Here is a 23,251-nt window from a genome sequence, read left to right on the forward strand (position 1 = left end):
TGGGCGTCGAACAGGCCTGCGGGGACGCTTTGAGGGCGCGGCGGGGGTACGGCGCCCTTGCCGGCATCCCCGTCCGCGCGCACCAGCGGCATACCCAGTCCAACACTCATGTTTTCAGGCTACGCCAACCGGGGCGGAAGCTCCCCACCGGGAACCGTCGCATTTCGGCCGGCAGTGAAAACAGTTCTTACGGAATGCCAACGGATCCTGCTTCAGTTGCGGGGAACCGCTACGCGGACGGGCCGCAAACCTATGCTGGGAGTGTGAACAAGGCTTCCGAGCAGCGGCCCGATGAACCGGGCAACCGACGCATCCTCGTTGTCGAGGACGAGGCAACGCTGGCCGGCGTCGTCCGGGACTATCTGGCGCGGGCCGGCTTCCAGGTGCGGATCGCCGCGGACGGCTTCAGCGCACTGGATGTTGCCGCCGCCTGGCAGCCGGACCTTGTCCTGCTCGACCGCATGCTGCCCGGGCTCGACGGCGTGGAGGTCTGCCGCAGGCTGCGCCGGACCATGAGCGTCCCCGTCATCATGGTCACCGCGCTGGGAACGGAGGACGACCGCATCCTCGGCCTGGAAACAGGTGCCGACGACTATGTCACCAAACCCTTTTCGCCCCGTGAACTCGTGCTCCGGGTGAAATCCGTGCTGCGCCGCAGCATCAAGGAGTCCGCGCCGGAGCCGCCCGTGGAAACCGCCGGTTTCGTCCTGGACTCCGCCGCCCGGACCGTGCTGCACCGCGGTGAACCGCTCGCCCTGACCTTGCGCGAGTTCGACCTCCTGGCGTTCCTGCTCCGCCGGCCGCGGCAGGTCTTCAGCCGCGAAGAGCTGATCAAGGCCGTCTGGGGCTGGGACTTCGGTGACCTCTCCACTGTTACGGTCCACGTGCGCCGCCTGCGCGAAAAGATCGAAGACGATCCCACGGCGCCGCGGCTGCTGAAAACCGTGTGGGGAGTGGGCTACCGCTTCGACCCGCCGGCGCCCGACGACGACGGCCGGGGACCGCTGGCCGCGCGCGGTTCGCAGGGAGAGCCGGAGGCCGGCCATGGAGAGCGCTGAACTGCTGGCCATCCTGGGCTGGGTGCTGCTCTGGGCCGTTGCGATCGGCGCCGTAACGATCGTCCTGCTGCGCTACCTCCGCCGCGCCTCCATCCTGGTGCAGGTCTGCCTTGTGGTCGTGGCCGCCGTGGCGGTGCTCGTGGCCGGGATGGTGAGTGCCTTCAACGCCATGTTCATCTCCGCCCGGGACCTGGAAGTCATGTGGTACATCCTCGCGGTGGCCTCCGCCGTCGCGCTCGGCATCGCCCTGGTCCTGGGCGCCGGAGTGTCGCGCAACGCCGCGCGCCTTGTCACGGCCGCCCGGCAGCTCGGCAGCGCTGGTGGACCGGACGGCGGGCTCCCGGCCGGCCGCGGACTGCCGGCAATGACTTCGGAGCTGGCCCGGCTCGCCAGGGAACTCGAACAGAGCAGCGTCCGGCTCGAGGAATCCCGGCAGCGGGAGACCGCCGTCGAGAACGCCCGCCGTGAACTGGTCTCCTGGATCTCGCACGACCTCCGCACGCCCCTGGCCAGCATGCGCGCCATGGCCGAAGCACTGGAAGACGGAATGGCCCAGGACCCCTCCGCCTACCACCGCAAGATCATCAGCCAAAGCGAACAGATGGCGGCCATGGTCAACGACCTTCTGGAACTCTCCCGCATCCAGGCCGGAACCCTTCGGCTGCGGGCCGAGGCACTGGACCTGTATGACCTCCTCAGCGACGCCATCGCCGACCTTGCGCCGCTGGCCGCGAGGCGCGGAATCACGCTCGACGGCGGCGGCGTGGCCCAGTGCATGGCCGTCGCCGACGGGCCCAGCCTTGGCCGGGCCGTGCGCAACATCCTGCACAACGCGGTCATCTTCAGCCGGCCGGACAGCACCGTAAGTGTCGGTGCCGCGAACGTTGATGCCGTTGGAGTCGACGGGGCAGCGGCCGAGCGGTCGGAACTCGTGATCACCGTCCAGGACAGCTGCGGCGGGATCGCCGAGGAAGACCTTGTGCACATCTTCGAGACCGGTTGGCAGAAAGATCCCTCGCGCGGCAGGAGCGACGACGGCGGCCCGGGACCTGGCGGTTCGCGTTTCAGCGGAGCGGGCGTCGGCCTGAGCATGGTCGCCGGGATCGTCAAAGCCCACGGCGGCAGCGTCTCGGTGGCTAACCGCGATGGCGGCTGCCGCTTCGAACTGCGCCTGCCGGCCGCGAGCGAGACCAAAGACCACGACACCAAAAACCCCGACACCAAAGACCACGAAACCACAGCCGCCCGAGCGGCAACACCAGGGAAGGACACGCCATGAGTACGGCACCACGTCCAGCCGTGAAAACCACCGCGGCCCGGGCCCGCTGGGCCGCCGCGGCCGGACTGGTTGCCGTGGGGGCCGGCGTCGCCCTCGGCGAACTGCTCGCCGCCCTTTTGAGCCCGGGGGTGTCGCCTGTCACCGCCCTCGGCGGTGCCGTGATCGATGCCGTCCCGCCGGGGGTCAAGGACCTTGCCGTCACCTGGTTCGGCACCGCGGACAAGGCCGTGCTGATCGCCTCCATCGGCCTGGTCACCCTGGCGCTCGCCGCCGTCGCCGGAATCCTCGAGGACCGCAGGGCCGGGATCGGGGTGGTCCTCGCCGGCGCCGCGGGCGCAGCAGGGCTGGCCGCGGTGCTCACCCGGGCACAAGCGCCACAGATTGCAGTGCTGGCCCCGGTGGCCGCAGCGGTGCTGGCGATGGTGCTGCTTCGCATCCTCGTCAGACGGTTGGCACTCTGGAACCCTGCCGGCCTCGGCACACGGCGAAACGGTGCGGCCGCGCGGACAAGGCCGAGGGAAACCGCGCCCTTGGCCCGCCGCGGATTCCTGCAAGTGCTGGGCATCGGGGCCGCGGGGGCAGCCGTCGCCGGAACCGTGACGGCCGTCATCCGCCGGGCAGGGAGCTTGGCCGACACCGCCCGCAGCGCCCTGTCCCTGCCGGCGCCCGCGACACCTGCCCAGGCGATCCCGGCCGGTGCCGCACTCGACGTCCCGGGGATCCCGCCCCTCGTAACCCCGAATCCGGATTTCTACCGGATCGACACCGCCTTGATCGTCCCGACCCTGAGCCCGGACGACTGGAAGCTCAAAGTCACCGGAATGGTTGACCGGGAAGTCGGGCTGTCCTTCGCCGATCTCCTGGCCAAGCCGATGACGGCCCGCCACATCACCATCGCCTGCGTCTCCAATGAGGTGGGCGGAGACCTGATCGGCAACGCGCTTTGGCTCGGCTGGCCGGTCCGGGAACTCCTGGCCATGGCCGGTCCCAAGGAGGGCGCGGACATGGTGCTCTCTGTCAGCAGCGACGGCTGGACCGCCGGCACCCCCCTTGAAGCCCTCACCGATGGACGGGACGCCATGCTCGCCGTCGGCATGAACGGGGAACCGCTGCCGCTCGAACACGGCTTCCCGGTGCGGATGATCGTGCCGGGCCTCTACGGCTACGTCTCGGCCACCAAGTGGCTCACTGAACTGAAGGTCACCCGCTTCGTAGACGACCAAGGCTACTGGACGCCCCGCGGCTGGAGTGCCTTGGGGCCCATCAAGACCCAGTCCCGCATCGACGTCCCGCGGCTGCGCACCTCCGTCAAAGCGGGAACCGTGCAGTTCGGCGGCGTCGCCTGGGCCCAACACCGCGGGATCAGCAAGGTGGAGCTGCGCGTGGACCGCGGCCCGTGGCAGGAAGCGACGCTGGCAGCCGGCATCTCCAAGGACACGTGGGTGCAATGGCGTCGCGGCCTTGACCTGGGTCCGGGCGAGCACGAGATCCAGGTCCGGGCCACCGATTCCAGCGGCACCCCGCAGCCCGAACAGAGAACCCCGGTGGCCCCGGACGGCGCAGCCGGCTACCACACCATCACGGTCACAGCCGGCTGACTCCGCGGGCTGCGTGCCGTGATCCCGTAGGCTGGCAGCACGATCCGCCCAACACCGGAGGTACCCCTGTGGCCCTATCCGTCGCCGAGCACGCCGATGCCGTCCGCGGCCTCCTCGCCGGGCTGCCCGCAGCGAAGGGCAGCGAACGCCTTCCGCTGTTGGAGGCACTCGGCCGGGCGCTCGCCGTCGACGTCCTGGCGCCCGGGCACCTGCCGCCGTTCGCGAACTCCCAGATGGACGGCTACGCGGTCCGCTCCCTGGATTTCCCGCACGACGGCGGCGGTACTGACGGCGTTGGAACCGGCGGTGTTGGAACCGGCGGTGTTGGTATCGGCGGTGCGCGGCTGAAGGTGGTTGCCCCCATTCCGGCGGGTACGGCGCCCCAGGAACTGCTCCCGGGCAGCGCCGCCCCGATCATGACCGGCGCGATGATGCCTGCCGGAGCGGACGCCGTCGTGCCCATCGAGAGTGCGGTGCCGGACCGCTTCCCCGAACCGGGCGCGGACGCCGTCGTCGACCTTCCCGCTACGGAGGCCCGCAGCTTTGTCCGTGCAGCCGGCAGCGACATCGCCGCCGGAACGCTGGCGCTCGCCGCCGGAAGCAGCCTTGGCCCGGGGCAACTGGGCCTGCTCGCCGCGCTCGGCGTTGCCGAGGTGGAGGTCCGCAGGCCGCTGCACGTGTTCCTGGTGACCACGGGGGACGAAGTGGTGGAGCCCGGCCGGCCCCTGCCACCTGGCAAGATCCACGATGCCAACGGGACCCTGCTCGAGGCCGCCATGCGCCAGGCCGGGCTGAGGGTCACGCGGAGCGCCATTTCCTCCGACGACCCCTCCGTGCTGCTCGGGCTGCTGCGCGGCCGGGGCACCGGCACAGACCTCATCGTGACCACCGGCGGCGTCAGCAAGGGCGCCTACGAGGTGGTCCGGCAGGCCATGGCGGAGCACCCGGTGGAGTTCCTGTCCGTGGCGATGCAGCCGGGCGGCCCGCAGGGCATCGGAACCTTCGACGGTGTCCCGTTCCTCGGCTTCCCGGGCAACCCGGTAAGCTGCCTGGTTTCCTTCGAAATGTTCCTTCGTCCCGCGCTTTCCGCCGTCCTCGGCACGCCGGCGCCCCGGCCGGCACCCCGCGCGAAGCTCACGGAACGCCTCAGCTCGCCCGCGGGCAAGCACCAGCTGCGGCGGGCCCGCCTGCTGCCGGATGGCCGGGTGCGCCTGGAAGGCGGCCCCGGTTCGCACCTGGTCCACGCCTTGGCCAACGCCAACGCGCTGGTCCACGTGCCCGCCGACGTCACGGAACTCGAAGCCGGCGCGGAAGTGGAAGTATGGATGTTGTGAGTGATTCCCAATACATCCAGGATGCCGCCGGCGGCCTGACCCACCTGCGCCAGGACGGTACCGCCCAGATGGTGGACGTCTCGGGCAAGGCCGTGACCACCCGCGAAGCCACCGCCACCGCCACGGTCCGCAGCACCCCTGAGGTCCTGGCCCTGCTCGGCGCCGGCGAGCTGCCCAAGGGTGACGCCCTGGCCGTGGCCCGCGTCGCCGGGATCATGGCAGCGAAGAAGACCCCCGAGCTCATCCCGCTGTGCCATCCGCTGCCGATCTCCAAGGTCACCGTGGACTTCGAGCTTGGCAGCGACTCGGTACAGATTCAAGCGACCGTCAAGACCCGCGGAGTCACCGGCGTCGAAATGGAAGCCCTCACTGCGGCGTCCGTGGCGGCGCTCAGCGTCTACGACATGATCAAGGCCGTGGACAAGCACGCCGTCATCAGCGGCATCCAGGTCCTCGCGAAAAGCGGCGGCAAGAGCGGCGACTGGAGCCTTGACGGCGGGACGCCCGGCGGGGAGGCCCGGCAGTGAGCGGCTGCGAACCCGGCGAACACGGGCCCCGCAAGGCCGGCGTCGTCATTGCCTCGACCCGCGCCGCGGCGGGAATCTACCGGGACGAGACCGGCCCGGTGATCGAAGACTGGCTCGCCGAACACGGATTCGATACCTTTCCGGCCATGGTGGTGCCCGACGGCGAGCCGGTGGGTGCCGCGATCCGCGCCCTGCTCAGCCAGGAACCCGCCGTCATCATCACCAGCGGCGGCACCGGGCTCAACCCAGACGACCGGACCCCCGACGTCACCCTGCCGCTGCTGGACCGGGAAATCCCGGGCATCATGGAAGGCATGCGCCGGGCCGGTGCCGCGAAGACCCCGCTGGCCATGCTGAGCCGGGGCCACGCCGGAACGGCGGGCCGCACCTTCATCGTGAACCTGCCCGGGTCCCCCAAAGGCGTCATGGACGGGCTCGCCGTCCTGGACCCCGTCCTCGCCCACGTATGCGAGCAACTGGAAGGAAGCCATGGTCACTGAAAGCAGCTTCGAAGTGGTCCACGCCGTGCTCAGCGCCGAGCCGATTTCCGTGGACCAGGCCATCGCGGCCGTTGAATCGGACACCGCGGGGGCCGTGGTGAGCTTCAGCGGCGTCGTCCGCAACCACGACGGCGGCAAGGCCGTGGAACGGCTCAGCTACAGCGCGCACCCTACGGCGCACCAGGTGCTGGCCGACGTCGTCGCAACCCTGGTTGCCGAGCATTCGGAGGAGGCGGAGCAGCCCGTGAAGATCTGGGCCGCGCACCGCGTCGGCAAGCTGGAGATCGGCGACCCCGCACTGGTGTGCGCGGTGTCCGCCGCCCACCGAGGCCAGGCGTTCGCGATCTGCTCGGAACTGGTGGACCGGATCAAGGAACAGGTCCCCATCTGGAAGGAACAGTTCTTCAGCGACGGCACCGTCGAATGGGTCGGGGCCGGGGAATAGTAGGTCCGGGGCCGGGGAATAGGAGCCCGGGCCTGTGGGGGGGCCGCCGGGGGAGCGGCACCCGTAACCGGTTCAAGGCCTGGCCCCGCCCGACGGTAGGGTTAACGCCATGACCGAACAACTTGCCGTCGCCGTGCTGGGGGCCTCCGGGCGCATGGGAACCGAAGCCGTGAAGGCCGTGGAAACCGCCCCGGACATGAAGCTTGTGGCCGCCCTGGGCCGCAACGACTCCCTCGACACCCTGCTCGACGCCGGCGCCAAGTACATCGTGGACCTCACCGTCCCGGACAGCACCGAAGCGAACGTGCGCTTCGCCGTCGAGCACGGCATGCACGCCGTCGTCGGCACCACCGGCTGGGACGCCGGCCGCCTGGCCGCCCTGCGCGCCCTGCTGGCCGCGAACCCGCAGTCCGGCGTACTGATCGCCCCGAACTTCGCCCTCGGCTCGGTCCTCGCCTCCGCCTTCGCCGCCAAGGCCTCCAAGTATTTCGAGTCCGTGGAAATCATCGAACTCCACCACCCCAACAAGGTGGATGCGCCGTCCGGCACCGCCGTGCGCACCGCCCAGCTGATCGCCGAAGCCCGTGAAGAAGCGGGCGTCCCGGCCAGCCCGGACGCCACCGAAACCTCCCTTGACGGAGCCCGCGGCTGCGAAGTGGACGGCGTCCGCGTCCACAGCGTCCGGCTCCGCGGCTTGGTGGCACACCAGGAAGTCCTGCTGGGTGGACCGGGTGAGCAGCTGACCATCCGCCACGACTCCTACGACCGCGCCTCCTTCATGCCCGGTGTGCTGCTGGGCCTGCGCAATGTCGCGGGACACCCGGGCCTGACGGTGGGCCTGGACGGCTACCTGGACCTGGGTCTCTGAGCCATGGAAGCGTTGTGGTCCGCGGTCAAGAACTACCGCACCAAGATCTGGGTCGGCGCCATCACCTTGCTGCTGGTGCTGTACCTGGCGGTTTCCTTCCAGCGTTCCCTGTTGCTGCTCGGCGACGCCAACCTCGTGGCCAAGGCGATCGGTGCGGCCTACCTGGTGCTGCCGATGGTCGGCGCCTGGGCGATGATCCGCGAACTCATGTTCGGTGCCCGCACCGAGCAGATGGCCAGGATCCTGGAGGCCGAAGGCGGCCTTCCGGAGGACCGGCTGCCCCGGACTCCGGGCGGCCGGATCGTTCGCGCCGCAGCTGACGCCGAATTCGAAAAGTACCGGGTGGAAACTGAAGCGGCGCCGGAGGACTGGCGCTCCTGGTTCCGTCTCGCCTGCGCCTACGATGCCGCCGGGGACCGCAAACGTGCCCGCGCTTCCATGCGCGACGCCGTGCGGCTGTTCCGCGGGCGGCCCGCCGCTGGCGCCTGATCCACGCACGGCCCCGCCTTCCGGCGGCTATCAGCCCAGACGACGACCCCGGATCTTTTTCCTCGCTTTCACGTACGCGGCGTGGGCCTGTTTGGCGGTCTTCTCTTCCCGTCGGACCAGTTGCTCGTAGCTCGTCCGGCTTACTTCGCTGAGATCAGGGGAAGCGGCGAAGCCTGCCAGGAGCTCCCGGGCGATGACGGCATCCTGGTGGTCGCCGAGGATTTCCTGTAGCCGGTGGCTGGATTTCCGGAGTTTCCTGGCGGGTTTGCCGTGCAGGGGAGTAATGGTTTCAGCGCCGTGGCGCAAGCGTTTGGCGTCTTTCCGGACCTTGTGCAGCGCTTTGTCCTGTTTGGGTCCGGCCGCGGCCTTGCTCGCCTTGCGCCCGGATTTTTCCAGCCGGGCGATGGCCCTGTCGACGAGCCTGGCGCTGGCCTTGCGGGCGTTGCGCCGAGCTTTGGGCTTGGCGGGCGGATGGTCGCGGAAGGCCTCCAAGGCGCCCAGCAGCCGGAAGTACCGGGACGAGTCCAGCGCCGCCAACGCCCGGCGGTATCCAGCGTCGTAGCTGGCGCCGAGTTCGTGCTCGATCTGTCCCCGGACAGGTCCTGACGCCTGCTCCTCAGGCAGTTCACCGAGATTGGCGAGGATCCGGGCGCGCATGACCTCCGCATCGCGGGGCCTGCCGAGGATACGCCCGATCCAGCGCAGTTCGTCCTGCAGCCGGGTCACGGCCCGTTTGTCGAACAACGGCCGGTAGATGGCAAGTGCCGACCTGGTTCTCCGGACGGCCGAGCGCATGCCGTGCAGTGCATCGTGCTCCTCGCGGCGGACCCCCGCGTCGTGGGTGAGGATCTCGGTGATGCGGTCATCGATGTAGGCCAGGACGACGTCCTGGACAGGACCCTTCTTGCGCACCCGGATGGGGGGCCGTTTCGCGTCGCCCGGCCATCCGTCGCCGAGGGCTCGTGCAACCTTGGAGCTGTGGCTGGCCATCTGGGCGCCGGCGGCAGCGAACACAGGCCCGGCGGCGTGGAACAACTCAGGTGCGGCGTGGACGAGTTCGAGTTCCCATTCGCGCCAATGGGTTGCTTTTTCCAGGCCCCTGAGGCTTGTCGCATGGACGTGGTCGTCGGAGAAGTCCGCGAGGTGCTCCCCACCCGGCCCGTAGAGCCGGGTGGTGGTCCGCCGCGTCGTGAGCCGGGCCGTGGGCGAAAGTTCCCTGCCGCGGGTGTAGGCGGCCAGTATTTCGAGCAGCCGGGGAGGGACCTCATCAGGCCGGCCCAAGGGCGCGTGGATTTCCTGGCGGTCATCGGGACCGAGCGGCAGTTTCAGGTGCCAGCCGTCATCGCGTCCTCCGGTGCGGCGGCGCAGGGTGATTGCCCGCTTGGCCAGTTCCATGTCCGGGGTGTCGAAGTACACGGCTTCGAGAAGCATTTCGGATGGGTCCCCGGTGTGTTCGACGCCGGGGATGTTGAGGAAGAGCGGTGTCCGGGCGGTGGGGCCGGGCTCGTACTTGCGCTCTGATTCGGTGCTTTCCGCCGTGGTCATGGGGGTCAGGCGACGGGGCTCGCCGGGCTGTCCAGGACGCTGGCGAGGACGGCATCGGCGACGTCGTCACGCAGGTAGTAGGCGCGGTTTTCGCGGGGTTCGAGGCTGCCGTGGACGATGTAGTAGCCGCGGCCTTCGCCCGGTCCGCCGGCGGCGCGGTCGAGGGCCTCGACGGCGGCAGGGTCCAGTTGCTGTTCCCGTCCGAGCCGGCGCAGCCGATCCAGTTCTTCGGGGCGCAGCGCGCTGATCAGCGCGGGGATGTTCGTCATGGCGCACGTCCTTTGCCGGCACCTGCTGGGATGGTGTCGCGTGTCCGTTGGGCCGTCGGTGCCTTGTCCGGCCCGGCACACCCCGATTGTAGGACCGGCGGCAGCCGCCGAGAAGGGCCGGGCCGCGGATTACGGCGACGGCCCCGATGCATGGTCCATCATCCGGCAGCGCACCGTTCCCGCACCTTGTGTTCGAATATATGTTCGAATAATATGTCCGCATGAAAAACCCCAGGCCGGATGGCCCCATGAAAGCGGACGGGCCCATGAAAGCGGACGGGCCCATGAAAGCAATGAGCCCCGGGGTGGTCGACTTCCTCTTCAGGCAGCTCGTCAACGGCGAACCACCGGAAGACGTGCAGTGGCAACGCGAGGGGACCCTCCTCATCGAAGAACCTCCCGGCGCCGAGCTCGCCAGGCGCCTGGCGGAAACCGACCTGGATGCCCTGACGCCCGCGGAACTCTTCGACTACGTCCGTTCAGCCCAGCGCCTTGGCGCCTGGGCCGACAAGCTGCGGGAGGCCGCCGTCGAGCGGTATTGTGCCGGGCGGATCTGACGACGGATGTGAATTTGACGACTGACACCTTGCCCCCATTCCCGTATCGTGCGGCTGACAAGGTAACGTTTTTCGTATGTCTGACTCCCGCGCAAATGTTCCTGCCCTCGGTACCCTGCTGACCGCCATGGTCACCCCCTTCACCAAAGACGGTGAAGTCGATTACAAGCAGGCGGCGGAACTGGCGAGCAAGCTGGTCGACGATGGCTGCGACGGACTGGTCGTCACGGGAACCACGGGTGAAACCTCCACCCTGACCGACGAGGAAAACCTTGGCATGTTCCGTGCCGTCAAGGACGCCGTCGGGGACCGTGCCGCCATCATCGCCGGCACCGGCACCAACGACACCGCGCACTCCGTGCACCTCTCGCAGGAAGCCGCGAAGCTCGGCGTCGACGGGCTCCTGCTCGTCACCCCGTACTACAACAAGCCCAGCCAGGCCGGCGTCCAGGCGCACTTCGAGACCGTTGCCTCCGCCACCGACGTCCCGGTGATGCTGTACGACATCCCGGGCCGTTCCGCCACCGAGATCGCGCCGGAGACCATGATCCGCCTGGCTGCGCACCCCAACATCGTGGCCGTCAAGGATGCCAAGGCCAATTTCGCTTCGGCCACCCGCGTCATGCGTGAGACGGACCTCGCCTTCTACTCAGGCGACGACGGGCTGACCCTCGAATGGATGGCCCTCGGCGCTGTCGGCTTGGTGGGCGTCACCACCCACATCGCCACCCGCCGCTTCCGCGAACTGGTTGATGCAGTCATCGCCAACGATTTCGGCACCGCGCGCAAGATCAACTTTGAACTGGAGCCGGTCATCCGTGCCACCATGACCCGCATCCAGGGCGCCGTCGCCGCCAAACAGATTCTTAAATGGCAGGGAGTCCTGCCGAACTCGTATGTCCGCTTGCCCCTCGTGGAGCCGGACGCCAACGAGATCAACACCATCCGCGAGGACTTGGCGGAAGCCGGAATGGACTTCACCGTCTAGGAAAATTCCGCCGGAAAGTAGCGCACTATGACCCAAACCGCCCTTCCCGGACTTACCACTCCACCCAAGCTCAAGGAGGGAACGCTCCGGATTGTGCCCCTTGGCGGCCTGGGTGAAATCGGCCGCAACATGGCCGTATTCGAAATCGACGGGAAGCTCCTCATCGTCGACTGCGGCGTGCTCTTCCCCGAAGAGACCCAGCCGGGCGTGGACCTGATCCTGCCGGACTTCAGCTACATCGAAGACCGGCTGGATGACGTCGTCGCCGTCGTCCTGACCCACGGGCACGAGGACCACATCGGTGCCGTGCCGTACCTGCTGCGCCTGAAGCCGGACCTGCCCCTGGTGGGTTCGCAGCTGACCCTTGCACTGGTGGAGGCCAAGCTCCAGGAACACCGGATCAAGCCGTACACCCTCACCGTCACCGAAGGCCAGATCGAGCAGTTCGGCCCCTTCGAATGCGAATTCGTCGCGGTCAACCACTCCATCCCGGACGCCCTCGCGGTGTTCATCCGCACGGCAGGCGGCAACGTGCTGCACACGGGCGACTTCAAGATGGACCAGTTGCCGCTGGACGGCCGGATCACCGACCTGCGCCACTTCGCCCGGCTGGGCGAAGAGGGCGTGGACCTCTTCCTGGCCGACTCCACCAACGCGGACGTTCCGGGGTTCACCACCGCGGAAAAGGAAATCGGCCCCACCCTGGACCGGCTGTTCAGCCAGGCGAAGAAGCGCATCATCGTGGCCTCCTTCTCCTCGCACGTGCACCGCGTGCAGCAGGTCCTGGACGCCGCCGCCAAGCACGGCCGGAGCGTGGCCTTCGTGGGCCGCTCCATGGTCCGCAACATGGCCATTGCGGCCAAGCTGGGCTACCTGGACGTTCCGCCGGGCATCCTGGTCGACTTGAAGAACATCGACGAACTGCCGGACCACCGCGTGGTCCTGATGTCTACCGGTTCGCAGGGCGAACCCATGGCGGCGCTGTCCCGTATGGCCAACGGCGACCACCGGGTGGTCGTCGGTACCGGCGACACCGTCATCCTGGCCTCGAGCCTGATCCCCGGCAACGAGAACGCGGTGTTCCGGATCATCAACGGGCTGCTCAAGCTCGGCGCCGAGGTCATCCACAAGGGCAACGCCAAGGTCCACGTCTCCGGGCACGCAGCCGCCGGCGAACTGCTCTACTGCTACAACATCCTCAAACCGCTCAACGCGATGCCCGTGCACGGCGAAACCCGGCACCTGATCGCCAACGGCCGGATCGCCGAGGACTCCGGCGTACCTTCGGAGAACGTCATCCTCGCGGACAACGGCACCGTGATCGACCTGAAGGACCACAAGGCCCGCGTAGCCGGCCAGGTGGAAGTCGGCTTCGTCTACGTCGACGGCTCCAGTGTCGGCGAGATCACCGACGCCGACCTCAAGGACCGCAGGATCCTTGGGGACGAAGGCTTCATCTCGGTCATCACCGTCATCAACCGCACCACCGGCAAGATCGTCTCCGGCCCGGAGATCCATGCACGGGGCGTGGCGGAGGACGACACCGTGTTCGATGACATCGTGCCCAAGATCAACGCCGCCCTCGAAGAGGCCGTGGTCAACCACCCGGACCACACCAACCACCAGCTGCAGCAGGTGGTGCGCCGCGTGATCGGTACCTGGGTGAACCGCAAGCTCCGCCGCCGGCCGATGATCATCCCGGTGGTCCTGGAGGCGTAGCTCACAGGCAACATGGCCCTGGGTGGCCCGAAAAGTCGAACGGCCCGGAAATCCGCAGGATTCCGGGCCGTTTGCGGTACCGTGGCGAGTATGGCGACTCGTACCTCCTCCGCGCCTAAAGGCAACTCCACCAGTAAGTCCGGCGGATCCGGCCGGGGCGGAGCCACCGCAAAATCCAGCAGGGGCAGCAGCTCCGCGTCCCGTGGCGGAACGCGCGGCAAGGCAAGCGCCGAAGCGCAGCAGCCGTGGATCGTCCGGGTCCTCGCCGGAGCCTGGCAAGGAATCGGCCACCTCGTCGGCGCCGGTGTGCGGCGCATCGGCCATGACGTCAGCGAGCTCGACCCGGAGGAACGCCGCGACGGCGCCGCCCTGTTCAACCTCGTGCTCGGCATCTTCATCGCCACGTTTGCCTGGTGGGGCTTCAGGGGCTGGCTGCCGGACCTCGTCTACAGCGTGGTCAACGGTACGTTCGGCTGGATGTCCCTCCTGCTGCCGCTCATGCTCTTGGTCTGCGCTTTCCGGCTGTTCCGGCAGCCCTGGGACGGCCGCGGGAACAACCGGGTGGGCATCGGCTTCCTCATCATGACCTTCGCCGGGAGCGGGCTGGCCCACATCATCGGCGGCCAGCCGGCCGTCGCGGACGGTTTCGACGGGCTCCGCCGCGCCGGCGGCATGCTTGGTTTCCTCGCCGCCGCGCCACTGGCGGCCATCCACACCGCGGTGCCGGTCCTCGTCTACTCCGTCCTCGCCTTCACCTCCTTGCTGATCGTCACCGCGACGCCGTTCGGGGCCATTCCGCAGCGCATCCGCGGCGCCTACGAACACCTCATGGGCGTGGACCTCATGGAGGACGGCACCGGCGACTCCCATGACCGCAGCTACCTGTACGAGAACGACCATCCCGCCCCCAAGAAGAAAAAGCGCATGCGCCTCTTCGGCAAGGACAAGGATGACGAGCCGGGGCTGGAAGGCTACGTCGGGGACGAGGCCTTCGAGCACGCACTGGTCGACGGCGAAAACGGTGCCGGAAGCAAGGCCGCAGCGCCGAAGGCACCCTTGGTGCCCCCGGGCGTCCGCCGTCCCACGCAGGCCGAAATCGCCGTCGAGAAGATCAAGGCAGCCCAAGGACTCGGGAGTGGACCGGCAAGCGGCGAGAACCCCACCGAGGCGATTCCCGTCGTCGCGCCCGCCGTCAAGGTCCCCTCGACGCCGGTCAGCCCGCCTCCGCCGCCAACGCCGATCCCGCAGCGTACCGAGCAGCTGTCCCTGGCGGGCGACGTCACTTACACACTTCCGGCCTCGGACAATCTGACTCCGGGATCCGTGCCGAAGGAACGGACCGAGGCGAACGACGCCGTCGTGGCCGCCCTGACGGATACCCTGCAGCAGTTCAACGTCGACGCCACCGTCACGGGCTTCAGCCGCGGCCCCACCGTGACCCGCTACGAGATCGAACTGGCTCCCGGCACCAAGGTGGAACGCGTCACGGCGCTGTCCAAGAACATCTCCTACGCCGTGGCCAGCTCCGACGTCCGGATCCTCAGCCCCATCCCCGGCAAGTCCGCCATCGGTATCGAAATCCCCAACACCGACCGCGAGACCGTGTCCCTGGGCGACGTGCTGCGCAGCCAGAACGCCCGCCGTACGGACCACCCGATGGTCATGGGTGTGGGCAAGGACGTCGAGGGCGGCTACGTCGTGGCCAACCTCGCCAAGATGCCGCACTTGCTCGTGGCCGGTGCCACAGGTGCCGGTAAGTCTTCCTTCGTGAACTCGATGATCACCTCGATCCTCATGCGTGCCACGCCGGACGAGGTCCGCATGGTCATGGTGGACCCCAAGCGCGTGGAACTCACCGCCTATGAGGGCGTGCCGCACCTCATCACGCCCATCATCACCAATCCGAAGAAGGCCGCCGAAGCTTTGCAATGGGTGGTCCGGGAGATGGACGCCCGCTACGACGACCTGGCCAACTACGGCTACAAGCACATTGACGACTTCAACAAGGCCGTCCGGGCCGGCAAGGTGGTTCCGCCGCCGGATTCCAAGCGCGTCATCAAACCGTACCCGTACCTGCTGGTGATCGTGGACGAGCTCGCGGACCTCATGATGGTGGCTCCGCGCGACGTCGAAGATTCGATCGTGCGCATCACGCAGCTGGCCCGTGCTGCCGGCATCCACCTGGTGCTGGCCACCCAGCGCCCCTCAGTCGACGTCGTCACCGGCCTTATCAAGGCCAACGTGCCCTCCCGCATGGCCTTCGCCACGTCCTCCGTCACCGATTCCCGCGTGGTCCTGGACCAGCCGGGCGCCGAAAAACTGATCGGTCAGGGTGACGCGTTGTTCCTGCCGATGGGCGCCTCGAAGGCGATGCGTGTCCAGGGCGCCTGGGTTACCGAGTCCGAGATCCACAAGGTGGTCGAGCACGTCAAGGGCCAGCTCCAGGCCGTGTACCGGGACGACGTCGCGCCCGAAGCGCAGAAGAAGCAGATCGACGACGACATCGGGGATGACCTCGAGGTCCTGCTCCAGGCGACCGAGCTCGTGGTCACCACGCAGTTCGGCTCCACGTCGATGCTGCAGCGCAAGCTCCGGGTCGGCTTCGCCAAGGCCGGACGCCTCATGGACCTGCTGGAGTCGCGCGGGGTGGTGGGCCCGTCCGAGGGCTCCAAGGCCCGCGATGTGCTCGTCAAACCGGACGACCTCGCCGCCGTGCTGGCCGCGATGAAGGGCGGCGACGCTCCCGCCACCCCGGACGCCCGGACCACCGCCCTGAGCGACAACGCGAACGCGAACATCGCCGTCGGCGGCTATGCCGAGGACCTCGTGGCGGCGGACCTGGACAACCGCACACAGGCGATCGACTACTACGACGGCGCTGACGGCGGCGAGGACGAGGACGGCGAGGACGCCTGGTCACTGACCGGACGGTAAACAGGGACAGGACGGTAAGCGCAGACCGGACGGTAGCCTAGAGGCGTGACTATATCCGAAGGCAGCAAAGCCGGTTCCGGCTCCGAAATCTGGAACCTGCCCAACATCCTGACGATGCTGCGCATCGCGCTCGTTCCGTTCTTCATCTGGTTCCTGCTTGCCGACAACGGCGAGCACGGCATCTGGCGCTGGGCCGCCGTCGTCGCCTTCGCAGCGGCGATCTACACGGATAAGCTCGACGGCGACATCGCCCGCAGCCGGAACCTGATCACCAACTTCGGCAAGATCGCGGACCCGATCGCGGACAAACTGCTCATCGGCTCTGCCTTGGTGCTCCTGTCCGCGCTGGGAGAGCTGCCATGGTGGATCACCATCGTCATCCTCGTGCGGGAGTGGGGGATCACCGCCCTGCGCTTCTTCGTGATCCGCTACGGCGTGATGCCGGCCTCGCGGGGCGGAAAACTCAAGACAGTTGTCCAGACCGTGGCTATCTTCCTGTTCATCGTGCCGCTGGCCTCGATGGCCCCTTGGCTCTATTGGCTGGCGTTCGCCGTGATGCTCGCGGCCCTCGCGATCACCGTCTGGACCGGCGTCGAATATGTCTTCCAGGCCCTCAGGCTGCGGGCGGCAGGACGCCGCGCATGAGCCGGCCGGCACAGGAAACCGCGGCGGACGTCGTCGCGCTGGCCATCGCCAAGGGCATCACGGTGGCGACGGCGGAATCCCTCACCGCGGGCATGGTCGCCGCAGTCCTGGCCAACACTCCGGGAGCCTCCGGCATGTTGCAGGGCGGCGTGGTCGCCTACCAGAACTCGGTGAAATCCGCGGTCCTCGGCGTGCCGCGGGAACTGCTCGCGGAGGCCGGATCGGTGGACGCTGAAGTTGCCCGCGCCATGGCGGAGGGCGCCCGGGCCGCCTGCGGTGCCGACGTCGGGGTGTCCACCACAGGCGTGGCCGGCCCCGACGCGCACGACGGAAAAGAAGTGGGTACGGTCTTCATCGGTGTGGCCTCCGGCCGGGGCAGCGAGGCGTTCCGCTACGCCTTTTCCGGGGGGCGCGCCGAGATCAGGGAACAAGCCGCCGCCGCGGCCCTGGCCAGGACGTTGGAGCTCTTGCGCGACGGCGAGTTACCGCAGGTAAAGTAAGCGGGAACAAAAAAGCCAGCCCGATAGTTGTTACATTGTGTCGCTCCGGAAGAGCCGGGGCGCCTAGGATGTAAGTCAAGCGGGGCACCCTTTGCGGGAGCCCCGGATCGAAGAGGGAGCAAGGCGATACAGATGGTTAAGCAGCCCGTATCCGTAAACGGCGTTGTCCGCTGGAAGGATGTGGGCCTGGCCGAATCGGCACCGCGCGAGCAGAAGGAGCGCAAGATGGTTGTACTGCGTCACGAGATCGGTGATGTTCTGCGCGATGTCCGCCAGCGCCAGGGCCGTACCCTCCGCGAGGTTTCGCACAGCGCCCGCGTATCCCTCGGCTACTTGAGCGAAGTGGAGCGCGGCCAGAAGGAAGCATCCTCCGAGTTGCTGTCCTCAATCTGCACAGCTTTGGACGTCCCGCTGTCAAGCATGCTCCGTGAAGTCAGCGACCGCGTGGCCGTTGCGGAAGGCGTTGCAGTCCCGGATACCGTTCCGCAGGAATTCGCCCAGCGCTACGGACGCGACCTGGACCGCGAACTCAGTGTGGAACTCGGCGGCGACTTCACCCCGGGCATGCTTTCGGCTGCACGCTGAGCATCCTGGCATGAACACCAAGCTGCATAAACACCAAGCGGCATAAATACCAAGGAGGAGGCTCCGGCGACAGCGCCGGAGCCTCCTCCTTTTGTGTGTGATTGCCTCGAGCTTGGGCCTGGGCCCGGGGCGGTCCAGGCTCGCTTCGGTTCAGGCTTGGCGTCGGTTCAGGCCTGCGTCGGTTCAGGCCTGGTCCTTGCCGATCCCTTCGCCGTATGCGGTGTTGAGCCGATCCATGTATTCGGCCAGAGTCCGGATTTCCTCAAGGGGCCACTCGCCAAGCCGTTCCCGGAACGCCTGCCGCCGCGCATCCTGGACCTGGTGCATCTTTTCTTCGCCCTTGGGCGTCAAGCGGATTGACTGCGCCCGCCCATCCTGGGGATCGGCCTCCTTGTAGACCATGCCGATGCTTTCGAGGAACGCGATCTGGCGGCTCACCGAGGGCTTGCCGACGCCGATGCAGGAGGCCAGTTCGGTCAGGCGCATCGGCCCTTCCTTGCGGATGATCGAAAGCAGTCCGTAAGCGGCCGGTTCCATGTCCGGATGCACCTGGCGCGACAGTTGGTGGGAGAGCGAACGTGCCCGGCGCCAGAAGATGCTCAGCTGGTGCTCCACCTGCTGGAGAGCGTCGTCGACGCCGTCTCCGTTGACCGGCACCGGCGCGTCGTCGGGGATATTGCTCATGGCAACCATTCTAGAGTCCGGCCGCGTGAGAGACTCTATTGGTGCGGATCAGTGACTTTTGGCGACTCATGGAAGACGAGTTCGGGAGCGGCTATGCCCGGGTCCTGGCAGGGTCCCTGGTGCTCGCCGGAGTGGGCGGTCGCACGGCCGTCCAGGCACTGGCCGCCGGGGTCGAGCCGCGGAAGGTGTGGCTCGCGGTCTGCGAAGTCCAGGATGTCCCCGAGGAACGCCGGCTGGGGCGGGACATCAAGATCAAGGACGGGGCGTCTCCGCAGTTCTGATCCCGCAGCGGGCTCAGCTTCGAAGCCGTGACACGCGCGGCCTGGCTGTTCGAATATCTGTTCGGATGGGACTATGCTCCTTTCAGAGGAAAATTGATTCTGACGGACCATCTGCCTGTGTCCGCGACCTGCCTGATTCCGCGTGATTATCCACATAGCGCATGTTGACCGCAAATAATGTCTGCGGCCGGCACTAGCGTCGGAAGGGACAGGAAAGCGGCCGTTCAGGCCAGTCCACAGCGAGAAAGCTCAGAGGTGTGAACCATGGCGGCAAACCCGGATCGTGAGAAGGCGCTCGAAGCAGCGCTTGCCCAGATCGACAAGCAATTCGGCAAGGGCTCCATCATGCGCTTGGGGGACGATACCCGCGCTCCGATCGAGGTGATCCCCACCGGATCCATCGCCCTGGACGTGGCCCTGGGCATTGGCGGCCTGCCGCGTGGCCGTGTCGTGGAAATCTACGGTCCGGAATCGTCTGGTAAGACCACCGTGGCACTTCACGCCGTAGCCAATGCACAGCGCAACGGCGGCATCGCGGCCTTCATCGACGCCGAACACGCATTGGACCCGGACTACGCGGCCAAGCTCGGCGTGGACACGGACGCCCTGCTTGTTTCGCAGCCGGACACCGGTGAACAGGCCCTGGAAATCATGGACATGCTGGTGGGCTCGGGTTCGCTGGACATCGTCGTCATTGACTCCGTGGCGGCCCTTGTGCCGCGCGCCGAAATCGAAGGCGAAATGGGTGACTCCCATGTGGGTCTGCAGGCCCGCCTCATGAGCCAGGCCCTGCGTAAGATCACGGGCCGCTTGAGCCAGACGAAGACCACCGCCATCTTCATCAACCAGCTGCGCGAAAAGATCGGCGTGTTCTTCGGCTCCCCGGAAACCACTACCGGCGGAAAGGCCCTGAAGTTCTACGCTTCCGTGCGCATCGATGTCCGCCGCATCCAGACCCTCAAGGAAGGTTCGGATTCAGTCGGTAACCGCACCAAGGCCAAGATCGTCAAGAACAAAATGGCCCCGCCCTTCAAGGTCGCCGAGTTCGACATCATCTACGGCCAAGGCATTTCCCGTGAAGGCGGAATCATCGACATGGGTGTCGAGCACGGAATCATCAAGAAGTCCGGTTCCTGGTTCACCTACGACGGCGACCAGCTCGGCCAGGGCATGGAGAACTCGCGCCGCTTCCTGCGCGACAACCCTGAACTCGCCCAGGAACTGGAACGCCTCATCAAGGAGAAGCTGGGTGTCGGCGTCAAGCCCGCCGACGGCGAGGACTCCCCGAAGCTGAAGGCCGTTGACGGTTAGGCGGCAGCGCATGGCCGGTCCGGGCAGGGAACTCTCTGCGGATTCCCCGGTTGCGGAGGACGCCGAAGCCGATCCCGAGGCCGTGGCCCGGGCCATCGTCCTGCGGCAGTTGACCAGCTCGCCCAAGAGCCGTCAGCAGCTGGCCCGGAAACTGGCCGAACGCCACGTGCCCGAGGCAGTGGCCGAAGCCGTGCTGGACCGCTTCGAGGAAGTCCGGCTCATCGACGACTCGGAGTTCGCGGAGATGTGGGTCCGGAGCCGTTCCCAGACCAGGAAACTGGCCAGGGGCGCGCTCCGGCGTGAACTCGCGGACAAGGGCATCGATCCCGACACCGCAGAAGAGGCCCTCGGGCAACTCAGCGACGAGGACGAACAGCAAGCCGCGCGGGAACTGGTCGCACGCAAGCTTCGGGCCGGCGTGGACCTTGGCAACCGGGAAGAACGGGACAAGCACACCCGGAGGCTTGCGGCGATGCTGGTCCGGAAGGGCTACCAGCCCTCGCTGGCCTTCCGGATCGTCGGGGAAGTGCTGGACGAAGCCGGTACCCTTAACGAGTGAGTTTTACCGCTTCTCCCGCAGCCCCTTCCTCCGCAGCCGAGTTCGCCGACGAGCCCGCGGTCAATGAGCCCCGTGACGACAAGTTCGGCGCCGATGAGTTCGGCCCCGACAAGTTCGGCGCCGACGGGCCCGGCCGCCAGCGGACCTACCAGGTGCGCACCTTCGGTTGCCAGATGAACGTCCATGATTCCGAGCGCATGGCCGGCCTGCTGGAGGACGCCGGGTACGTCCCCGCCGACGGCGGCCTGGCCGACGTCGTGGTCTTCAACACCTGCGCCGTGCGGGAGAACGCGGATAACAAGCTGTACGGAAACCTGGGCGAGCTGAAACAGGTCAAGGCCGCGAATCCGGGCATGCAGATCGCGGTCGGCGGGTGCCTCGCCCAGAAGGACCGGGAAACCATCGTCCGGAAGGCTCCTTGGGTTGACGCCGTGTTCGGCACCCACAACGTCGGCGCCCTGCCCGCTTTGTTGGACCGGGCCCGCCACAACAACGAGGCGCAACTCGAAATCCTGGAATCCCTGGACGTCTTTCCGTCCACGCTGCCCACCAAGCGCGACTCCGTCTACTCAGGCTGGGTGTCGATTTCCGTCGGCTGCAACAACACCTGCACCTTCTGCATCGTTCCCTCCCTGCGCGGCAAGGAGAAGGACCGCCGGCCGGGGGAGATCCTCGCCGAGATCCAGGCCCTGGTGGACGACGGCGCCGTCGAGGTGACCCTGCTGGGGCAGAACGTCAACTCCTACGGCGTGGAATTCGGCGACCGCCTGGCCTTCTCCAAGCTGCTGCGGGCATGTGGCGAAATCGAAGGCCTGGAACGGGTGCGCTTCACCAGCCCCCACCCGGCCGCCTTTACCGATGACGTCATCGACGCCATGGCCGAAACCCACAATGTGATGCCGCAGCTGCACATGCCCCTGCAGTCCGGTTCCGACAAGGTCCTCAAGGACATGCGCCGCTCGTACCGTTCCACCAAGTTCCTTGGCATCCTGGACAAGGTCCGGGGGCGGATTCCCAACGCCGCCATCACCACCGACATCATCGTGGGCTTCCCCGGTGAGACTGAAGAGGACTTCCAGGCCACGCTCGACGTCGTCGAAAAGTCCCGTTTCTCCTCCGCCTTCACGTTCCAGTACTCCAAGCGCCCGGGCACCCCAGCCGCGGAGTTGCCCGAGCAGCTCCCCAAGGCCGTCGTCCAGGAACGCTACGAGCGGCTCACCGCGCTGCAGGACCGGATAGCCGCCGAGGAGAACGCCATGCAGCTCGGCCGCCGGGTGGAGCTTCTCGTCACGGCCCAGTCAGGGCGAAAGGCGGGGGAGACCCACCGCCTTTCCGGCCGCGCCGCGGACCAGCGGCTCGTGCACTTCTCCGTCCCCGAAGGCGCCGAAACGCCCCGGCCTGGCGACTTCGTCACCGTCACCATCACTGAAGCGGCTGCCTTCCACCTGATCAGCGATCCCGCGGGGACCGCCGACTACAGCCTGCGCCGCTCCCGGGCCGGGGATGCCTGGGACCGCTCGCAGGCCGATTCCTGCGGCACGCCGGCGCCTGGCGCTTCGGGCAAGGACGGCAAGGCGGCGGTATCCCTGGGCATGCCGTCGTTGCCGCTGCGCCGCGCTTGAACAAGCAGCAGTTGAACAAGCAGCAGTTGAACAAGCAGCAGTTGAGCATGCGCGGCACCCCGCCGGTGATCGCCGTCGTCGGGCCCACCGGCTCCGGAAAGTCCGATCTCGGCGTCCAGCTGGCCCTGGCACTGGGCGGCGAGGTCATCAACGCGGACGCCATGCAGTTCTACCGAGGCATGGACATCGGAACCGCGAAGATCACTCCCGCCGAGCGCCACGGAGTGCCCCATCACCTCCTGGACACCATGGACGTCACGGAGGAGGCGAGCGTCTCGGCGTTCCAGCAGGAATGCCGCGCCATCATCGACGAGATCCATGCCCGGGGCAAACGAGCCATCCTGGTCGGCGGCTCCGGCCTGTACGTCCGGGCGGCGCTGGACGTCCTCGAGTTCCCCGGAACGGACCCGGTCCTCCGCAAGGCCCTCGAGGACGAAGCTGACGCACACGGACTGTCCGTCCTCGTGGACCGCCTCCGCGCCGTCGATCCCGTCTCCGCCGAACGCCTCGGCGACGCCCGGCGTGTCATCCGCGCCCTCGAGGTGCACCAGCTCACAGGCCGGCCCTTCAGCTCCTTCATGCCCGTGCGCGAGTACGTCCGCCCCGCCGTGCAGATCGGGCTCGACGTCGACCGCGAACTCCTGCGCGAACGCCTCGCCCTGCGGGTGCACCGCATGGTCGACGGCGGCCTGCTGGATGAGGTCCGGACGCTCGACGCCGCCGGCTTGCGCCAGGGCAAGACCGCCTCGCGCGCGCTCGGCTACGCGCAGTTCCTCAGGGTGCTCGACGGCGCGTCCGACATCGCGACGGCGGCCGAGGAGACCATCGTGGCCACCCGGCAGTTTGCGCGCCGCCAGCTCACCTGGTTCCGCGCCGATCCCCGGATAACCTGGCTCGACTGGCAGGACCCCGGGCTCGTCGCCAAAGCCGCGGAGCTGTGCTGACGGAGTTCCG

The 23,251-nt window shown here is 67.7% G+C and carries 24 protein-coding genes; 21 read left to right on the plus strand and 3 right to left on the minus strand.

Annotation, left to right across the window (positions count from 1 at the left end; all coding sequences use genetic code 11):
• Positions 1-194: 194 nt before the first annotated feature.
• The 9 genes from ACNQPB_RS18440 (at position 195) to ACNQPB_RS18480 (ending at position 8,098) form a co-directional block, all read left to right on the plus strand.
• A complete protein-coding gene (locus tag ACNQPB_RS18440) occupies positions 195-1,058 on the plus strand; it encodes a response regulator transcription factor (protein WP_498753873.1) in 864 nt (287 codons plus the stop codon).
• Positions 1,045-2,337, plus strand: coding sequence for a sensor histidine kinase (locus tag ACNQPB_RS18445; protein WP_498753874.1), 1,293 nt, complete (start codon positions 1,045-1,047; stop codon positions 2,335-2,337). The genes ACNQPB_RS18440 and ACNQPB_RS18445 overlap by 14 nt, the downstream gene beginning before the upstream one ends.
• Entirely contained in the window at positions 2,334-3,935 is a 1,602-nt protein-coding gene (locus tag ACNQPB_RS18450) for a molybdopterin-dependent oxidoreductase (protein WP_498753875.1), read from the plus strand. The genes ACNQPB_RS18445 and ACNQPB_RS18450 overlap by 4 nt, the downstream gene beginning before the upstream one ends.
• A 68-nt stretch (positions 3,936-4,003) precedes the next feature.
• The gene (locus ACNQPB_RS18455) at positions 4,004-5,269 is read left to right on the plus strand and encodes a molybdopterin molybdotransferase MoeA (protein WP_498753876.1); all 1,266 of its coding nucleotides are present in this window, start codon (positions 4,004-4,006) and stop codon (positions 5,267-5,269) included.
• Positions 5,266-5,796 (plus strand): cyclic pyranopterin monophosphate synthase MoaC, encoded by a 531-nt coding sequence (gene moaC, locus ACNQPB_RS18460; protein WP_498753877.1) that lies wholly within the window; start codon positions 5,266-5,268, stop codon positions 5,794-5,796. The genes ACNQPB_RS18455 and moaC overlap by 4 nt, the downstream gene beginning before the upstream one ends.
• Positions 5,793-6,296: a MogA/MoaB family molybdenum cofactor biosynthesis protein gene (locus ACNQPB_RS18465; RefSeq protein ID WP_498753878.1), complete on the plus strand. Its 504-nt coding sequence runs from the start codon at positions 5,793-5,795 to the stop codon at positions 6,294-6,296. The genes moaC and ACNQPB_RS18465 overlap by 4 nt, the downstream gene beginning before the upstream one ends.
• Entirely contained in the window at positions 6,286-6,741 is a 456-nt protein-coding gene (locus ACNQPB_RS18470; protein WP_498753879.1) for a molybdenum cofactor biosynthesis protein MoaE, read from the plus strand. Before ACNQPB_RS18465 ends, ACNQPB_RS18470 begins: the two co-directional genes overlap by 11 nt.
• Positions 6,742-6,850: 109 nt before the next feature.
• Complete coding sequence (gene dapB / locus ACNQPB_RS18475) at positions 6,851-7,609, plus strand: 4-hydroxy-tetrahydrodipicolinate reductase (protein ID WP_498753880.1); 759 nt, start codon at positions 6,851-6,853, stop codon at positions 7,607-7,609.
• A 3-nt stretch (positions 7,610-7,612) separates the two neighbouring features.
• The gene (locus ACNQPB_RS18480; protein ID WP_498753881.1) at positions 7,613-8,098 is read left to right on the plus strand and encodes a hypothetical protein; all 486 of its coding nucleotides are present in this window, start codon (positions 7,613-7,615) and stop codon (positions 8,096-8,098) included.
• A 30-nt stretch (positions 8,099-8,128) separates the two neighbouring features.
• On the opposite strand, the gene ACNQPB_RS18485 is transcribed toward ACNQPB_RS18480, so the two are convergent.
• Both ACNQPB_RS18485 and ACNQPB_RS18490 read right to left on the minus strand, forming a co-directional pair.
• Positions 8,129-9,643: a CYTH and CHAD domain-containing protein gene (locus tag ACNQPB_RS18485; RefSeq protein ID WP_498753882.1), complete on the minus strand. Its 1,515-nt coding sequence runs from the start codon at positions 9,641-9,643 to the stop codon at positions 8,129-8,131.
• 5 nt (positions 9,644-9,648) lie between these two features.
• Positions 9,649-9,912: a hypothetical protein gene (locus ACNQPB_RS18490; protein WP_498753883.1), complete on the minus strand. Its 264-nt coding sequence runs from the start codon at positions 9,910-9,912 to the stop codon at positions 9,649-9,651.
• 293 nt (positions 9,913-10,205) lie between these two features.
• Between ACNQPB_RS18490 and ACNQPB_RS18495 the strand changes: the two genes are divergently transcribed.
• The 7 genes from ACNQPB_RS18495 (at position 10,206) to ACNQPB_RS18525 (ending at position 17,840) form a co-directional block, all read left to right on the plus strand.
• Positions 10,206-10,469 carry a hypothetical protein gene (locus ACNQPB_RS18495; protein WP_498753941.1) on the plus strand — a complete coding sequence of 88 codons (264 nt, stop codon included), beginning with the start codon at positions 10,206-10,208 and terminating at the stop codon, positions 10,467-10,469.
• 76 nt (positions 10,470-10,545) lie between these two features.
• Positions 10,546-11,457 carry a 4-hydroxy-tetrahydrodipicolinate synthase gene (dapA, locus tag ACNQPB_RS18500; protein ID WP_498753884.1) on the plus strand — a complete coding sequence of 304 codons (912 nt, stop codon included), beginning with the start codon at positions 10,546-10,548 and terminating at the stop codon, positions 11,455-11,457.
• A gap of 27 nt (positions 11,458-11,484) precedes the next feature.
• Positions 11,485-13,176: a ribonuclease J gene (locus ACNQPB_RS18505; protein ID WP_498753885.1), complete on the plus strand. Its 1,692-nt coding sequence runs from the start codon at positions 11,485-11,487 to the stop codon at positions 13,174-13,176.
• 90 nt (positions 13,177-13,266) lie between these two features.
• Positions 13,267-16,110 (plus strand): FtsK/SpoIIIE family DNA translocase, encoded by a 2,844-nt coding sequence (locus ACNQPB_RS18510; protein ID WP_498753886.1) that lies wholly within the window; start codon positions 13,267-13,269, stop codon positions 16,108-16,110.
• 45 nt (positions 16,111-16,155) lie between these two features.
• Positions 16,156-16,755 carry a CDP-diacylglycerol--glycerol-3-phosphate 3-phosphatidyltransferase gene (gene pgsA, locus ACNQPB_RS18515; protein WP_498753887.1) on the plus strand — a complete coding sequence of 200 codons (600 nt, stop codon included), beginning with the start codon at positions 16,156-16,158 and terminating at the stop codon, positions 16,753-16,755.
• Positions 16,752-17,255, plus strand: coding sequence for a CinA family protein (locus ACNQPB_RS18520; protein WP_498753888.1), 504 nt, complete (start codon positions 16,752-16,754; stop codon positions 17,253-17,255). The genes pgsA and ACNQPB_RS18520 overlap by 4 nt, the downstream gene beginning before the upstream one ends.
• A 132-nt stretch (positions 17,256-17,387) precedes the next feature.
• Positions 17,388-17,840, plus strand: coding sequence for a helix-turn-helix domain-containing protein (locus ACNQPB_RS18525; protein WP_498753889.1), 453 nt, complete (start codon positions 17,388-17,390; stop codon positions 17,838-17,840).
• A gap of 183 nt (positions 17,841-18,023) precedes the next feature.
• Here the strand turns inward: ACNQPB_RS18525 and ACNQPB_RS18530 are convergent, their stop codons facing one another.
• A complete protein-coding gene (locus tag ACNQPB_RS18530; protein WP_498753890.1) occupies positions 18,024-18,524 on the minus strand; it encodes a MarR family winged helix-turn-helix transcriptional regulator in 501 nt (166 codons plus the stop codon).
• Between the two features lie 41 nt (positions 18,525-18,565).
• Between ACNQPB_RS18530 and ACNQPB_RS18535 the strand changes: the two genes are divergently transcribed.
• The 5 genes from ACNQPB_RS18535 to miaA all read left to right on the plus strand — a co-directional run bounded on the left by ACNQPB_RS18535 (position 18,566) and on the right by miaA (position 23,241).
• Positions 18,566-18,805 (plus strand): DUF3046 domain-containing protein, encoded by a 240-nt coding sequence (locus ACNQPB_RS18535; RefSeq protein ID WP_498753891.1) that lies wholly within the window; start codon positions 18,566-18,568, stop codon positions 18,803-18,805.
• Between the two features lie 264 nt (positions 18,806-19,069).
• Positions 19,070-20,116: a recombinase RecA gene (gene recA / locus ACNQPB_RS18540; protein ID WP_498753892.1), complete on the plus strand. Its 1,047-nt coding sequence runs from the start codon at positions 19,070-19,072 to the stop codon at positions 20,114-20,116.
• A gap of 10 nt (positions 20,117-20,126) precedes the next feature.
• The gene (locus ACNQPB_RS18545; protein WP_498753893.1) at positions 20,127-20,675 is read left to right on the plus strand and encodes a regulatory protein RecX; all 549 of its coding nucleotides are present in this window, start codon (positions 20,127-20,129) and stop codon (positions 20,673-20,675) included.
• A 173-nt stretch (positions 20,676-20,848) separates the two neighbouring features.
• Positions 20,849-22,297 carry a tRNA (N6-isopentenyl adenosine(37)-C2)-methylthiotransferase MiaB gene (gene miaB / locus ACNQPB_RS18550; protein WP_498753942.1) on the plus strand — a complete coding sequence of 483 codons (1,449 nt, stop codon included), beginning with the start codon at positions 20,849-20,851 and terminating at the stop codon, positions 22,295-22,297.
• A gap of 47 nt (positions 22,298-22,344) precedes the next feature.
• A complete protein-coding gene (miaA, locus tag ACNQPB_RS18555; protein WP_498753943.1) occupies positions 22,345-23,241 on the plus strand; it encodes a tRNA (adenosine(37)-N6)-dimethylallyltransferase MiaA in 897 nt (298 codons plus the stop codon).
• Positions 23,242-23,251: the final 10 nt, after the last annotated feature.

The organism is Curtobacterium sp. LFS079, from assembly GCF_047977865.1.
GTDB lineage: Bacteria > Actinomycetota > Actinomycetes > Actinomycetales > Micrococcaceae > Arthrobacter.